The following is a 14,782-nucleotide window of genomic DNA, read 5'->3' as shown; positions in this document are numbered from 1 at the left end:
ATGCTGAGAATCGAACTGACGGCCGCCGCCAGCGGCCAACCCGGCCATGGCGAACTGACCGTGCACGGCTGGCCGGGCGGCACCGACGGCCTGGAGCTGAGCGTGCTGCGCAACCAGGACAGCCTCTACCTGGAGGCCGGCGGCGGCTGGGACAGCCTGCCGGTCTGGCATGCCATCGACGGCCTGGAGCGCCGCGGCGAGCTGCTGGTCGGCAGCGTCGGCCCCTGGCTGGTCGATCCGCTGGTCCGCGACCCGAAGATGGTCTACCGGCTGCAGCTGCGCGACGCCGGGCAGAGCGACGGCGGCGTGCTGCGCATCGTCGGCAATATCCTGTCCTCGCCGGCGGTCGGCCACCCGCAGCCGCTGAACGAGCAGCCCCGGCACGCGCCCGAGCCGGTGGCCGCGCCGCCCGAACCGCAACCCGAACCGGAGCCGCCGGCCGTCGAGCCGCCGCCGGTCGAAACGCCGCGGCCTGACCGGCCGCTGGTCGCCGAGCGCGACGAGGAGTTCCGCGCCGCGCCGGCGCTGAAGCCGCAGCCGCGCAAACCGGTGCGCTGGCTGCCGCTGGCCCTCGGACTGGTGCTGCTGCTCGGCATCGGGCTGGCCGCCTACTGGTACTTCGTCCTGCGTCCGCACACGCAAACGCCGGTGGCGGCGGCCCCGGCTGCTGCGCCGGCCGCGGCGGCCGGCGGCGAGGCGGGCGCCTGCGCCGGGACGGCGCTGGCGGAGAGCGGCGACGACCTGACCTTCATCCAGGCCTGCCTGAAGTCGAACCCGTCCAGCGCCCGGGTGCTGGAAGTGATCGACGCCGCCAAGCAGGCCAGGCGCTGCGGCGTGGTGCAGCGCCTCTACGCGCACAAGGCCCAGGCCGGCGACGCCGCCATCGCCTTCGCCTACGCCCGCGAGTACGACCCGCAGACCTTCAAGGCCGGCGGCTGCGTGGAATCCGCCGACGCCGAGACGGCGGCCTACTGGTACGAGATCGCGCTGGCCAACGATGCCGGCAACGCCGAAGCCAAGCAACGCCTGGAGGCCCTGAAGCCATGAACCCGCGCGGCAAGAGAACCACGATGTGGCACGAGATGGCGGTGCTCGGCGGCCTGCTGCTGGCCGCCAGCGCCGCTCCGGCGCTGGCGGCCGACGACAGGCCCCTGCTGCAGGCCGGCAAGAAGACCCTCTACCAGCGCGTGCTGACCACCCCCAGCTGTCGCCTCGGCGACCAGCCCGGCGCGGCCGGCGGCAAGCCGCAGCCGGCCTTCACCCGCTTCTACGTGTACCAGCGGCAGCAGGTCGGCGACGGCGAATGGCTGAAGGTCGGCGCGGACAGCTACGGCAAGACCCTCGGCTGGATCGACGGCGGCTGCGCGGTGGAGTGGAAGATGCAGATGACCCTGGCGCTGACCAACCCGGCCGGCCGCGATCCGCTGCTGTTTTTCCGCCAGCGCGAGAGTCTCGACAAGCTGTTCGCCGCGGGCGACCCCGGCAAGCTGCTCAAGCCGATTCGCGCCAACCTGGCCAGCCAGGGCCGCGATCCCTCCGTAGTCGCCCGCGAGCCGGACTACGCCGTCGACCTGGCCAAGCGCTTCTACCTGCTGCCGGTGCTGAACGCCCGGGAAATCATGACCGAGAAGGGCTTCCGGGTGCGCGAGCTGGAAGTCGCCTCGGTGACCGCCGCCGCGCCGAAGAGCGCCGAGCAGACCGCCCAGGACAAGGCCGGCGAGGTGAACACCCTGAAGGGCTTCAGCGCCGCCGTGGTGTTCGTCATCGACTCGACCATCTCCATGGGGCCGTACATCGACCGCACCCGCGAGGCGATCAGGAAGATCTACCAGCACATCGAGCAGGAAAAGCTGCTCAAGCAGGTCAAGTTCGGCCTGGTCGCCTACCGCTCCAACGTCAAGGCCGTGCCGGCGCTGGAGTACGTCAGCAAGCTGTACGTCGATCCGGCCCAGGTGCAGGGCGGCGAGGACTTCCTCGCCCGGATGGCCGCGCTGAAGCCGGCCACGGTATCCAGCAGCCGCTTCGACGAGGACGCCTACGCCGGGGTCATGAAGGCCCTGGACGGCATCGACTGGACCCAGTTCGGCGCCCGCTACATCGTGCTGGTCAGCGATGCCGGCGCGCTGGACGGCAGTGACCCGCTGTCCGCCACCGGCCTCGACGCCGCCCAGGTGCGCCTGGAGGCCAAGCACCGCGGCGTGGCGATCTACAGCCTGCACCTGAAGACCCCGAGCGGGGCGAGCAACCATGCCTCCGCCGAGGCGCAGTACCGCGACCTGTCGAACAACCCCGTCCTCAACAAGCCGCTGTACTACCCGGTGGACGCCGGCGATGTGGATAACTTCGGCCGCAAGATCGACGGTCTGGCCGCCGCCATCACCGGCCAGGTCAAGGCCGCCTACCGCGGCGAAATGGCCGCCGGCAGCGCCCTCGGCGCCGACGCCGACTATGGCAAGAAGGGCAAGCCGGCCGACGACGCCCTGCTGGAAGACACCGCCAAGCTCGGCCACGCCATGCGCCTGGCCTACCTCGGCGAAGTCACCGGGGCCAGCGCGCCGCCGGTGTTCAACGCCTGGATCAGCGACCGCGACTTCGTCAAACAGAACGTGCCGACCACCGAGGTCCGCGTGCTGCTGACCAAGGCCCAGCTCAGCGACCTCGCCGAGGTGGTGAAGAAGATCGCCGACGCCGCCAACGAGGGCCTGATCTCGCCCAACGAGATGTTCGAGCGCCTGCGCTCGGTGGCCGCGACCATGGGCAAGGACCCCAGCCAGCTGCAGAAGGGCGGCAAGTCCGCCACCCTGGCGGAGATGGGCCTGATGGCCGAGTACCTGGAGGGCCTGCCGTACCTCAGCGAGGTGCTCAGCCTCGACGAGGAGACCTGGAAGGGCATGGAGGGGCTGGAGCAGGAGAAATTCATCCGCCGGCTGAACACCAAGCTGAAGTACTACCAGAAGTACAACGCCGACGCCGACCGCTGGGTGTCCCTGGCCGAGGGCAGCGATCCGCGGGATCATGTGTATCCGGTGCCCTTGGAGGCGTTGCCTTGAGGAGTGGTTTTTGGTGGCCTTGTCGGTGGAGTGAGGACGAGGCGCTTTCCTCGGCCCGGCCTACAGGTTTCGCCTTGTACGGCGAGTCACTTTTTCTTGTTTGGCCAAGAAAAAGTAACCAAAAAGAAGGCCACCCCCGTCATCAGGCCCTGCGCTTCGCTCCGGGTCCCCTCGCTCCATCGCCGCTCCAGGGGCACGGCCCGAAGGGCCATCCATGGCCCACGGGCCTTTCGCCGCATCCATGCGGCTCAACCCCTTGCGCGGCGATTCCGTTCGGCCTGACGAAGGGGGAATGGGTGCAAGCCCCACCTCCGCGAAGGGCAAAAAGCTTTTTCAAGCGTGGTGCCAGACTTGCAGGCAACTCCCCGGTCCCGTTCAGAAGGCCGAGCGCAGGCGCCGCAGAGGGGGCGAGCCGCATGGATGCGGCGAGAGCCGTAAAGGGGCATGGATGCCCCTTGTACGGCGGCCCCCGGAGCGGCGCCGGAGCGAGGGAACCCCGGCGCAGCCGGGGCCGGATGACCGGGCGCGCTTTCTCTTTGGTTACTTTCTCTTTGCGCGCGCAAAGAGAAAGTGACTCGCCGTGCAAGGCGAAATCTGTGGCCTCAGCCAAGGAAAGCGCCCGGCTCGGCACCAAAACAGCACCCAAAAACAACCCCGTTTCACGCAAGGAAGGTGCCCCGGCCCGGCACCAGGGCCAGGGGCTCGCGCGGAGCATGCACAGACCATGACTCCCCCCATGCTCCACATCGAAAACCTCGCCATCCACCGCGGCACCTACCGCATCCTCCTGCCGCGCCTGTCGCTGGCGCGCGGCGAGGTGGCGGCGATCACCGGCGCCAGCGGCTGCGGCAAGAGCACCCTCCTGGAAATGATCGGCCTGATCCTGCGCCCCGAGCGCCTCGACCGTTACGAGCTGACTAGCGATGAGGACGACGGCGCCGCACCGCTGGACATCGCCGCCCTGCTGCGCGAGGACCGTCAGGCGCGGCTGGCCGACCTGCGCGCCCAGCGCCTCGGCTTCGTTCCGCAGAGCGGCGGCCTGCTGCCGTTTCTCGACGTGCGCCGCAACATCGAACTGCCGCGGCGCATGCTCGGCCTGCCGGCCAGCGGCGAGCGGGTGGAGGAGGCCATCGAGCAATTAGGGCTGCAGCCGCTGCTGCACAAGAAGCCCGCCCAGCTGTCGATCGGCGAGCGCCAGCGCGCCTCCTTCGTCCGTGCCATCGCCCACGAGCCGGACCTGCTGCTGGCTGACGAGCCGACCGCCGCGCTGGACCCGCTGCAGGCGCGCCGGCTGTTCGAGCTGATCGTCGAGACCACCCAGCGCCTGCGCATCGCCACCCTGCTGGTCAGCCACGACTGGGGCCTGCTGCGCGCCTGTGCGATCCGCCGGCTGCTGGGCGTGCCGGACGCCGATAACAACGGCGGCACGGTGTTTCGCGATGCGTCCTGAAGCACGCCCCGGCTGGGGCCTGCTGGCCGGACTGGCAACCCGCGACCTGTGGCACGACCGCAAGGTGTCGCTGTGCATCGTCGCCTCGCTGGTGGCGGTGATCGCGCCGCTCCTGCTGCTGTTCGGCCTCAAGCACGGGGTGGTCTCGCAGCTGCGCGGCGAACTGCTCGACGACCCGCGCAACCTGGAGATCCGCCTGCTCGGCAACCATGACCTGGACCGCGCCTGGTTCGCGCTTCTGGCCGCGCAGCCGGGAGTCGGCTTCGTCATGCCGCTGACCCGCTCGCTGAACGCCCAGGCCGATCTGGCGCTGGACAGCCAGCGCTTCGTCGCCGGTGCCGAAGTTATCCCCAGCGGCCCCGGCGATCCCCTGCTCGGCGCTCGCCTCGCGCCGCCGCAGGGCGACAGCGTGCTGCTCAGCGCCAGCGCGGCGCGCAAGCTGGAGGTGAGCGGCGGCGAGCGCATCCGCCTGCTGGTGCTGCGCAAGCTGGACGGCAACAGCGAGCGCGGCCAGCGCGAGGTGACGGTCGCCGGGGTGCTGCCCGAGACGGCCTTCCCGCGCCCGGCGCTGCTGGTCTCGCTGGACCTGCTGGTGGCCATGGAGGATTTTCGCGACGGCTTCGCGGTGCCCGCGCTCGGTTTCGCCAGCGGCCGGCCGGCGCCGCCGCGCGAACGCTATGCCCGCGCCCGGGTCTATGCGGGCAGCCTGGATGCGGTGGCGCCGCTCGCCGGCTGGCTGGAGGGGGAGCGCATCGAGACCAGTACCCGGCTGCGCGAGATCGAGTCGGTGAAGGCCGTCGACCGGGTGCTCGGGCTGATCTTCGCGGTGATCGCCTGGACCGCGGCGATCGGCTGCATCGCCTCGCTGGCCGGGGCCTTCCTCGCCAACATCGACCGCAAGCGCAAGGACCTGGCTCTGCTGCGCCTGTTCGGCTTTCGCCGCGCCGCGGTCGGCGTCTACGTGATGGTCCAGGCGGCGCTGCTCACCTGCCTGGCCTTCGGTCTGGGCTATGCGGCCTATCTGGCCGGCAGCATGGTGTTCAACCGGGTCCTGGGCGCCAACCTGGCCGCCGACGCCTTCGTCTGCCGGCTGGAAAACCTGCATATTCTGCTGGCCTTCGCCAGTGCGTTGCTGATCGCCAGCCTGGTGGCGGCGCTAGGAGGGTATCGTGCGATTCACATTCAACCGGCGGAAAGCCTGCGGGATCTCTGAACGGCGACGGTCCGTTCCGGCCGCGGCGCTGGGACTGGCGGCGGCGCTGGCCAGCCTGCCGGCCGCCGCGGCCTGGGACGCGAAGTACTACAACCCGCAGCCGCAGAAGGGCGACGTGATCCTGCCGATGCCCTGCGGCGGCGCCATGGCCTGGCGCCAGGTGCGCGTGCCGATGGCCAGCCCGCTGGACGACTACGCCGTCACCTTGGGCCAGGACAGCGAGGAGTGGGGCTACCTCGAGCAGGCGCGGCCGACCCACATCGCCGGCAGCTTCAGCGTCGGCAAGCCGGAGCCGGGGCGCTACTACCTGCTGGCCAAGTACGAGGTCAGCGAGCTGCAGTACCGCGCGGTGATGGATGGCCAGTGCCCAGAGCCCTCGGCCCAGCTGCGCCTGCCGCAGACCGGGGTGAGCTGGTTCGACGCGATCGCCTTCACCGACCGCTACAACCTCTGGCTGCGCCAGAATGCCACCGACAAGCTGCCGAAGGAAGATGGCGTGGCCGGCTTCCTGCGCCTGCCCACCGAGGTCGAGTGGGAGTTCGCCGCGCGCGGCGGCCTGGCGGTGTCCCAGGCGGAGTTCCGCGACGTCCGCTTCCCCATGCCGGAGGGGCTCAACGCCTATGCCTGGTTCGCCGGCGCGCAGTCGGCCAACGGCCAGCTGCAGCTGGCCGGCCTGCTCAAGCCCAACCCGCTCGGGTTGCACGACATGCTCGGCAACGTCGACGAGATGCTCTTCGAGCCCTTCCACCTGAACAAGCTGGACCGCCAGCACGGCCAGGCCGGCGGCTACATCCTGCGCGGCGGCAACTACCTGACCCCGCAGGCCGAGCTGCGCACCGCGCTGCGCCAGGAGCAGCCCTACTATGCCGCCGACGGCAGCGCGCAGAACCGCCTGAAGACCGGCGGCTTCCGGCCTGCCCTGGTGGCGCCGGCGCTGACCTCCCGCGAGCGGATCAAGCAGGTCGAGAGCGACTGGAAGAAGCTCGGCGTGTCCCGCCCCGAGGCCCCGGCGGAGTCCGGCGCGCGGCCGGCGGCCGAGGACCCGGCGACCCGGATCGCCAGCCTCGCCGAAGGCGTGCAGGACGATGCGCTCAGGCAGCAGCTGGAGAAACTGCGCAGCGAGCTGCGCGCCAACACCCAGGCGCGCGATGAACAGCGCGACCAGGCGATCCGTTCCGAGCTGCAGCTGGGCGCTTTCCTCTGCACCAAGCTGAAGGACGACGGGCTCTTCCTCGACACCCTCGAGGGCAATTACAGTCGCAGCTGCGGGGCCGGCGGCAGCGAGCCCAAGGCGCGCTGCGAGGCGCGCCGGGAGCAGCTGGACGGTCATCGCAAGGTGCTCGATTTCATGCTCAACTACTACGCCGACAGCGTGGTCGGCACCGCCCTGAACTACAGCCAGGCGAGCGTCGAACCCCAGGTCGACCTGGTCGCGCAACAACTGGCCGCGCGCGGCAAGAGCAACCTGCGCAGCTACCTCGACACCCACTGGAGCAACCTGCGCACCTACCTCAAGAATGGCAAGGTGGCGCGTGCCCACTGGCTGCAATCCTGCAAAACCCTCTGATCGGAGAAGGCGAGACTCGACATGATGGTGGCCTCGTTCACGGCTAAACGAATCGCTTGGGCGGCCCTCGCCCTGCTGCTGGCGGGCTGCGAGACCCTGGACGGTCCCGGCATGGGCATGGGACAGACCGACCCGCGACTGGCCAACAGCAATTCGGCCCAGTTCTTCAGCAAGTCCGGCTGGCAGGCCTGCGCCGGCGGCGCCGTGGTCGGCGTGCTGGCCTGCCAACTGGCCAACCCGGACAAGAAGGGCGAGTGCATGGCCGCCGCGGCGGTGGTCGGCTGCGGCGCCGGCATGGGCGCCAACTACTACCTCGATCAGCGCCGCAGCCAGTACGCCAATGCCGAGCAGCGCCTCGACGTGGCCATCGCCGACGTGCGCAAGGACAACCGCGAGCTGCAGGACCTGAGCCGCACCGCGCGCACGGTGATCGCCGACGACCGCCAGAGCATCGCCATGATCCAGCGCGACATCGCCGCCAAGCGGGTGCAGAGGGCCCATGCCCAGCAGCGCCTGGCCAAGGTCGACGCCAACCTGGTGTTCCTGCGCGACAAGCTGGCCAACGCCCGCACCCGGCAGCAGGAGTGGCGCAAGGTCGCTGCCGCCGAGCGCGGCAGCGCCAGCGCCGCGCGCATCGACACCCTGAACGCCGAGATCAACAGCATGCAGCGGCAGATCAGCTCGCTGGAAGCCGAGATCGACCAGCTCTACAGACAACGCTCCGCCATCCGCCTGGGTTGAAGCATGCACCGATTTTTCCGAGTCTTTTCCCTTCTCGCCACCAGCCTGTCGCTCGGCGCCTGCGCGGTGAGCCCGCAGGAGTGCGACCCGCGCCACGCCGATGCCGGCTTCGCCACCAAGTTCGGCTGCAACGTGCACGGCGGCTACGCCCAGCGCATCGAGCAGAAGGAGAAGATCCTGCTCGACGAGCGCAAGACCAACCAGCTGTTCCGCGACACCTACGCCGCCCTCGACAAGGAGCGCAGCGAGGTTGGCCGCGAACTGGATCGCCAGCGCAGTGAATACGCCGCGCTCAACAAGGCGATGGACGCCTTGCTGAGCGAACTCAAGCAGAAGACCCGCGGCAACCAGCGCCTGCAGGGCGAGATCGCCGCGCTGGAAAAGGACATGGCCGGCATCAACCGCCAGGACAACGTGGCCGTGGCGCAGAAACAGTACGAACTGCAGAAACTGCGCACCCGGCTCGCCAGCCTGGAAGGCGACTTGGGCCTGCGCTGAACCGCTCCCGCAAGCAAGGCGACCATGAAGCGAATCACCCGTTTATCCAGCGCCACGCACAGCGCGGCCGATGCCCTGGCCGGCCACGCGGAACTGGTGGCCATCCTGCGCCGCCACCTGCCGCCGAGCACGGCGACCCTGTTCGCCAAGCCCAGGCAGGCCGAAGGCGACGTCATCGAGTGGTACTCGGACCTCGGCGGCCAGCCGGTGCCCTTCAGCGAGCTGGCGCCGCAGGAGGCGCGGCAGGTTCGCCAGCTGCTCGACGAGCGCCTGGCCTCCATCGCACAGCTGGCCGAGCGTCTCGAAGGGCAGGGCGAGGAGGGCCGCCGCCAGGCCGAGCTGCTGCGCCAGGCCGCCCGCTATCCGGACCTGTCCACCCTCTACGCGCTGAACGGCCAGCCGCTGGTGACCTTCTGGGGCGGCGGCGAACCGCCCGCACCGCCACCCCCGCCGGCCGCTGCCGGCATCCCGGGGGCGGCGCCCATAGCGGCGGCCGGCGCCGCAGCGCCCCTGCTGGCCGCCGCCGCGCCACAGCGCCGCTGGTGGCCCTGGCTGCTGCTGTTTGCGCTGCTGCTGGCCCTGCTCGCCGGCCTCTGGTGGTGGCTGCTCGGCCGCCAGGAGCCGCCGCTCGAGCCGCTCGCTGCGACCGAGCCGCCGGCCGTCCAAGAGGAGCCCAAGCCGCCGGTCGAGGAGCCGAAAAAGCCCGAGGAACCGCCGCCCGCGCCGGAAGTCCCGCCGCCGGCCGAGGAACCCAAGCCCGAGCCCGAGGTGCCGCCGGTGCCCGTGGTGAAGCCGGAGCCCAAGGTCGAGGCGGTGGCGCCGCCCAAGCCCGAACCCAAGGTGGAGCCCAAGCCCGAGCCGAAGCCGGAACCCAAGCCCGCGCCCAAGCCGGAACCGAAACCGGAGCCCAAGCCTGAGCCTAAACCCGAGCCCAAGCCGGACCCGGTCGAGCTGGCGCACAAGCGCATCGTTTCGGCGGGCAGCAACTGCAATACCCTGCAGCAGCTGCTCAAGGACCCGGAGATCAAGCAGAACCCGACGCTGCATGGCGAGGTCGAGGCGAAGCTCAAGCAGCAGTGCCGCCAGCAGCTGATCGCCAACGCCAAGAACCTCTGCCCCGAGGAGCGGCCCAAGGAGCTGGCGCCGGAGCTGGCCATCGTCTTCGACGCCTCCGGCTCGATGGACATCAGCCTGCTGGCGACCAAGCAGGAGATCGACCGGGCAGTGATGATGCAGGGCATGACCGACATCGCCGCGCGTGTGCTCTTGGGCGGCAACCCGGGGATCGACACCACCGGCCATCTCTACCGCGAGCCCAAGCGCATCACCGCGGCCAAGCAGGCGACCACCGCCGTGGTGCAGCGCCTGCCCAGCGACGTCAGCGCCGGCCTGGTGCTGATCGAGCGCTGCCCCAGCTCGCGCAGCATGGGCTTCTTCACCCCGGCCCAGCGCGGCGGCCTGCTGTCGCGCCTGAACTCCATCGAGCCGGTGGAGGGCACGCCGTTGGCCGACGGCGTCGCCAAGGCCGGACAGATGCTCGACGGCGTCAACCGCGAGTCGGTGATGGTGGTGGTTTCCGACGGCGAGGAGAGCTGCCACCAGGACCCCTGCGCGGTGGCCCGCGACCTGGCGCGGCGCAAGCCGCACCTGAAGATCAACGTGGTCGACATCGCCGGTACCGGCGCCGGCAACTGTCTGGCCCAGGCCACCGGCGGCCGGGTGTTCAACGCCAGGAACGCCGGCGAACTGGCCGCGATGACCCGTCAGGCCGCCCAGGACGTGCTGCCGCCGGCGCACTGCCGGCAGTGAGCGCTGTCTGAGCCGCACAGCGCCGCGCTTTGGGCGGCGCTCGCGGCTTTGTGCCCGGCTGCCTTGAAAGCGCCGGCGGCACTGGGCACAGTCGGAGCCCGGCCGCACTTGCCCGTGCGCCGGGTTTCGCCGAGGCTTCATTCACTCCGTCCATGTCAGGATCCTTTCCATGTCCCTCGATATCGTCATCCTCGCCGCCGGCCAGGGCACGCGCATGCGTTCCGCCCTGCCGAAAGTCCTGCACCCGGTCGCCGGCAATTCCATGCTCGGCCACGTCGTCGCCACGGCCCGCCAGCTGGTGCCGCAGGGCATCCACGTGGTGATCGGGCACGGTGCCGAACTGGTGCGCGAGCGACTGGCGGCGGACGACCTGAACTTCGTCCTGCAGGCCGAGCAGCTCGGCACCGGGCATGCCGTGGCCCAGGCGCTGCCGGCGCTGTCGGCCGAGCGGGTGCTGATCCTCTACGGCGACGTGCCGCTGATCGAGGCGGACACCCTGCAGCGCCTGCTGGCGCAGGTCGGCCCCGACCGCCTGGCCCTGCTCACCGTGGACCTGGTCGATCCCAGCGGCTACGGGCGGATCGTCCGCGATGCGGCAGGCAAGGTCGTCGCCATCGTCGAGCATAAGGACGCGACCCCCGAGCAGCGCGCCATCTGCGAGGGCAACACCGGCATCCTCGCGGTGCCCGGCGCGCGCCTGGCCGACTGGCTGGGGCGGCTGTCCAACGACAACGCCCAGGGCGAGTTCTACCTCACCGACGTGATCGCCATGGCGGTGGCCGACGGCCTGACGGTCGCCACTGAGCAGCCGCTGGACGCCATGGAAGTGCAGGGCGCCAACGACCGTATCCAGCTCGCCCAGCTGGAGCGCCACTACCAGCTGCGCGCCGCGCGCCGGCTGATGGCCCAGGGCGTGACCCTGCGCGACCCGGCGCGTTTCGATCTGCGCGGCGAGCTCAGCGTCGGCCGCGACGTGCTGATCGACGTCAATGTGATCCTCGAAGGCCGCGTGGTGATCGAGGACGGCGTGGAGATCGGCCCGAACTGCGTGATCAGGGACAGCACCCTGCGCCGCGGCGCCCAGGTCAAGGCCAACAGCCACCTGGAGGGCGCCGAGCTGGGCGAGGGCGCCGACTGCGGACCCTTCGCCCGCCTGCGCCCAGGCGCGGTGCTGAAGGCGAAGGCCCATGTCGGCAACTTCGTCGAGCTGAAGAACGCGGTGCTGGGCGAGGGCGCCAAGGCCGGGCACCTGTCCTACCTGGGCGATGCCGAGATCGGCGCGCGCAGCAACATCGGCGCCGGCACCATCACCTGCAACTACGACGGCGCCAACAAGTTCAGGACGCTGATGGGCGAGGACGTGTTCATCGGCTCGAACAGCGCGCTGGTCGCCCCGGTCACCCTCGGCGACCGCGCCACCACCGGCGCCGGCTCGGTGATCACCGAGGACGTGCCGGCCGACAACCTGGCGTTGGGCCGCGGCCGCCAGCGCAACATCGAAGGCTGGCAGCGCCCGGAAAAGATCAAGAAGTAACGCTCCGTCCCCCCGCCGTGCGGGGTCTCGCGCACTGGCGCGAGAACCCGCGACGGTCCCGCCGGTCTCATTTCCCCTCGCGCACGCCGTTCCGCTTGGCGGTTTCAGCTTGACCGGCAGACGCTGGCGGGCTTTCATTCGATCACCTGTTATTTCGAATCGAAACCTAGAGATGTCGAAGCGAAACACACCGCAACGCCGCCACGCCATCCTCGCCCTGCTGGCCGAACGGGGCGAAGTCAGTGTCGACGAACTGTCCCGGCGCTTCGAGACCTCGGAGGTCACCATCCGCAAGGACCTCGCCGTTCTGGAGAAGAACGGCCTGCTGCTGCGCCGCTACGGCGGGGCGGTGCCGCGGCCGCAGGATGCCGAGGACGGCCTGCGTCCGCCGTCCGCCTGCCAGCAGGCGATCGCCAGGGCCGCCGCGGCGCGGATTCGCGAGCACGCGCGGATCGTCGTCGACAGCGGCAGCACCACCGCGGCGCTGATCCCCGAGCTGGGCCACAAGCGCGGGCTGGTGGTGATGACCAACTCCCTCGACGTCGCCAACGCCCTGCGCGAGCTGGAGAACGAGCCGGTGCTGCTGATGACCGGCGGCACTTGGGACCCGCATTCGGAATCCTTCCAGGGCCAGGTCGCCGAGCAGGTGCTGCGCTCCTACGACTTCGACCAGCTGTTCATCGGCGCCGACGGCATCGACCTGGCGCGCGGCACCACCTCCTTCAATGAACTGCTCGGCCTGTCCAGGGTCATGGCCGAGGTCGCCCGGGAAGTCGTGGTCATGGTCGAGTCCGACAAGGTCGGCCGGCGGATTCCCAACCTGGAGCTGCCCTGGAGCAGCGTGCACACCCTAATCACCGACGAGCGCCTCCCGCCCGAGGCGCGCGAACAGATTGCGGCGCGCGGCGTGGAGCTGGTCTGCGTCGCCGTGCCCACCTAAGGAGAACCACCATGTGCGGAATCGTTGGCGCCATCGCCGAACGCAACATCACCCCGATCCTGCTGGAGGGCCTCAAGCGCCTGGAATACCGGGGCTACGACAGCGCCGGCGTGGCGGTGATCGACGGCGCCGGCAAGCTCGCCCGCTGCCGTCGTTCGGGCAAGATCGCCGGGCTGGAACAGGCGCTGCAGAGCGAGCCGCTGGCCGGGCGCCTGGGCATCGCCCATACCCGCTGGGCCACCCACGGCGCGCCGCTGGAGCGCAACGCCCACCCGCACTGTTCCGCCGATGAGCTGGCGGTGGTGCACAACGGCATCATCGAGAACTACCTGCAGCTGCGCGAGCGCCTGCAGGGCCTCGGCTACCGCTTCGAGTCGGATACCGACACCGAGGTCATCGTCCACCTGCTGCACCACAAGCTGCAGGAGAGCGGCGACCTCACCGCCGCGCTCAAGGCCACCATTCCCGAGCTGCACGGCGCCTACGGCCTGGCGGTGATCGGCGCCGGCCAGCCGGACCGCCTGCTCGCCGCGCGCAGCGGCAGCCCGCTGGTGATCGGCCTCGGCCACGGCGAGAACTTCCTCGCCTCCGACCAGCTCGCCCTGCGCCAGGTGACCGACCGCTTCGTCTACCTGGAGGAGGGCGACATCGCCGAGATCCGCCGCGACGGCCTGCAGGTCTGGGACGTGCACGGCAATCCCGTGCAGCGCGAGGCGGTGCAGTACCGCGACGGCGCCGAGGCCGCCGACAAGGGCGAGTTCCGCCACTTCATGCTCAAGGAGATCCATGAGCAGCCGACCGTGGTGCGCCGCACCCTGGAAGGCCGCCTGGCCGCCAACCACGTGCTGGTCGAGGCCTTCGGCCCGCAGGCGGCCGAGCTGTTCGGCCGGGTGAGGAACGTGCAGATCGTCGCCTGCGGCACCAGCTTCCACGCCGGCATGGTCGCCCGCTACTGGCTGGAGGGACTGGCCGGGATTCCCTGCCAGGTCGAGGTAGCCAGCGAGTTCCGCTACCGCAAGGTGGTGGTGCAGCCGGACAGCCTGTTCGTGGTCATCTCCCAGTCCGGCGAGACCGCCGACACCCTGGCCGCCCTGCGCACGGCGAAAGAGCTTGGCTACCTGGCCAGCCTGGCGATCTGCAACGTCGGCACCAGCTCGCTGGTGCGCGAGGCCGACCTCTGCCTGCTGACCCAGGCCGGCCCGGAAATCGGCGTCGCCTCGACCAAGGCCTTCACCACCCAGCTGGTCGCCCTGCTGCTCCTGACCCTAGCCCTCGGCCAGGCGCGCAGCAGCCTCGCCGCCGGGGTCGAGACCGGGCTGGTCGAGGAGCTGCGCCGTCTGCCGGCGCGTCTCGACGAGGCGCTGGCGATGGACGCCACCATCCAGCAGATCGCCGAGTTCTTCGCCGACAAGAACAACTGCCTGTTCCTCGGCCGCGGCGCCCAGTACCCGGTGGCGATGGAGGGTGCGCTCAAGCTCAAGGAGATCTCCTACATCCACGCCGAGGCCTACCCGGCCGGCGAACTCAAGCACGGCCCGCTGGCGCTGGTCGACGCGAGCATGCCGGTGGTCACCGTGGCGCCGAACAACGAGCTGCTGGAAAAGCTCAAGTCCAACCTGCAGGAAGTCCGCGCCCGCGGCGGCGAGCTGATCGTCTTCGCCGACGGCGAGGCCGGCATCCACAACGGCGAGGGCACCCGCCTGGTGGAGATGCCGCACATCCACCCACAGCTCGCGCCGATCCTCTATACCCTGCCGCTGCAGCTCTTGTCCTACCACGTCGCGGTGCTCAGAGGCACCGACGTCGACCAGCCGCGCAACCTGGCGAAGAGCGTGACGGTGGAGTGAGGGGCGGTCGGGTTTCGTGCTGCCTGTGGGAAGACAATAAAGTCTCATCCTGAGTCGAGCGAGAGGGCGTGTGCACTGACGAGGTGCCACGTCCCCAGCCGACCTGCTGCGACAGGCAGAAACCGACCCAAAC

General features: G+C 70.2%; 11 protein-coding genes. All 11 read left to right on the top strand.

The genetic code is table 11. The annotated features are described in order from the left end of the window. The 11 genes from ACG10_RS21170 to glmS all read left to right on the top strand — a co-directional run bounded on the left by ACG10_RS21170 (window position 1) and on the right by glmS (window position 14,649). Window positions 1–1,047 carry a hypothetical protein gene (locus ACG10_RS21170; protein WP_089169731.1) on the top strand — a complete coding sequence of 349 codons (1,047 nt, stop codon included), beginning with the start codon at window positions 1–3 and terminating at the stop codon, window positions 1,045–1,047. 23 nt (window positions 1,048–1,070) lie between these two features. Beyond that, window positions 1,071–3,050 (top strand): vWA domain-containing protein, encoded by a 1,980-nt coding sequence (locus ACG10_RS21165; RefSeq protein WP_039807217.1) that lies wholly within the window; start codon window positions 1,071–1,073, stop codon window positions 3,048–3,050. 736 nt (window positions 3,051–3,786) lie between these two features. After that, the gene (locus tag ACG10_RS21155) at window positions 3,787–4,500 is read left to right on the top strand and encodes an ABC transporter ATP-binding protein (protein WP_198318986.1); all 714 of its coding nucleotides are present in this window, start codon (window positions 3,787–3,789) and stop codon (window positions 4,498–4,500) included. Continuing rightward, window positions 4,490–5,713, top strand: coding sequence for an ABC transporter permease (locus ACG10_RS21150; RefSeq protein ID WP_089169729.1), 1,224 nt, complete (start codon window positions 4,490–4,492; stop codon window positions 5,711–5,713). The genes ACG10_RS21155 and ACG10_RS21150 overlap by 11 nt, the downstream gene beginning before the upstream one ends. A 28-nt stretch (window positions 5,714–5,741) precedes the next feature. Further along, on the top strand, window positions 5,742–7,280 hold the full coding sequence (locus tag ACG10_RS21145; protein ID WP_198319096.1) for a formylglycine-generating enzyme family protein: 1,539 nt from the start codon (window positions 5,742–5,744) through the stop codon (window positions 7,278–7,280). Window positions 7,281–7,301: 21 nt separating this feature from the next. Further along, window positions 7,302–8,021, top strand: coding sequence for a hypothetical protein (locus ACG10_RS21140; RefSeq protein ID WP_227028772.1), 720 nt, complete (start codon window positions 7,302–7,304; stop codon window positions 8,019–8,021). Between the two features lie 3 nt (window positions 8,022–8,024). Then, a complete protein-coding gene (locus ACG10_RS21135; RefSeq protein ID WP_089169728.1) occupies window positions 8,025–8,519 on the top strand; it encodes an ATP-binding protein in 495 nt (164 codons plus the stop codon). A 24-nt stretch (window positions 8,520–8,543) separates the two neighbouring features. Continuing rightward, window positions 8,544–10,328 carry a VWA domain-containing protein gene (locus tag ACG10_RS21130; RefSeq protein WP_089169727.1) on the top strand — a complete coding sequence of 595 codons (1,785 nt, stop codon included), beginning with the start codon at window positions 8,544–8,546 and terminating at the stop codon, window positions 10,326–10,328. A gap of 169 nt (window positions 10,329–10,497) precedes the next feature. Continuing rightward, complete coding sequence (gene glmU / locus ACG10_RS21125; protein WP_089169726.1) at window positions 10,498–11,862, top strand: bifunctional UDP-N-acetylglucosamine diphosphorylase/glucosamine-1-phosphate N-acetyltransferase GlmU; 1,365 nt, start codon at window positions 10,498–10,500, stop codon at window positions 11,860–11,862. A 172-nt stretch (window positions 11,863–12,034) separates the two neighbouring features. Next, a complete protein-coding gene (locus ACG10_RS21120) occupies window positions 12,035–12,802 on the top strand; it encodes a DeoR/GlpR family DNA-binding transcription regulator (RefSeq protein ID WP_089169725.1) in 768 nt (255 codons plus the stop codon). An 11-nt stretch (window positions 12,803–12,813) separates the two neighbouring features. After that, window positions 12,814–14,649, top strand: coding sequence for a glutamine--fructose-6-phosphate transaminase (isomerizing) (gene glmS / locus ACG10_RS21115; RefSeq protein WP_089169724.1), 1,836 nt, complete (start codon window positions 12,814–12,816; stop codon window positions 14,647–14,649). Window positions 14,650–14,782 lie beyond the last annotated feature (133 nt).

Source organism: Azotobacter chroococcum, from assembly GCF_002220155.1.
Classification (GTDB): domain Bacteria; phylum Pseudomonadota; class Gammaproteobacteria; order Pseudomonadales; family Pseudomonadaceae; genus Azotobacter; species Azotobacter chroococcum.
The sequence above is the reverse complement of the archived record's forward strand: the minus strand, read 5'-3'. Positions and strand labels throughout refer to the sequence as shown.

Coding starts and splice junctions, on each gene's coding strand:
- ACG10_RS21140 (WP_227028772.1), top strand. CDS start 7,302: ATGATGGTGGCCTCGTTCACGGCTAAACGAATCGCTTGGGCGGCCCTC.
- glmS (WP_089169724.1), top strand. CDS start 12,814: ATGTGCGGAATCGTTGGCGCCATCGCCGAACGCAACATCACCCCGATC.
- ACG10_RS21120 (WP_089169725.1), top strand. CDS start 12,035: ATGTCGAAGCGAAACACACCGCAACGCCGCCACGCCATCCTCGCCCTG.
- ACG10_RS21135 (WP_089169728.1), top strand. CDS start 8,025: ATGCACCGATTTTTCCGAGTCTTTTCCCTTCTCGCCACCAGCCTGTCG.
- ACG10_RS21170 (WP_089169731.1), top strand. CDS start 1: ATGCTGAGAATCGAACTGACGGCCGCCGCCAGCGGCCAACCCGGCCAT.
- glmU (WP_089169726.1), top strand. CDS start 10,498: ATGTCCCTCGATATCGTCATCCTCGCCGCCGGCCAGGGCACGCGCATG.
- ACG10_RS21130 (WP_089169727.1), top strand. CDS start 8,544: ATGAAGCGAATCACCCGTTTATCCAGCGCCACGCACAGCGCGGCCGAT.
- ACG10_RS21155 (WP_198318986.1), top strand. CDS start 3,787: ATGCTCCACATCGAAAACCTCGCCATCCACCGCGGCACCTACCGCATC.
- ACG10_RS21150 (WP_089169729.1), top strand. CDS start 4,490: ATGCGTCCTGAAGCACGCCCCGGCTGGGGCCTGCTGGCCGGACTGGCA.
- ACG10_RS21165 (WP_039807217.1), top strand. CDS start 1,071: ATGTGGCACGAGATGGCGGTGCTCGGCGGCCTGCTGCTGGCCGCCAGC.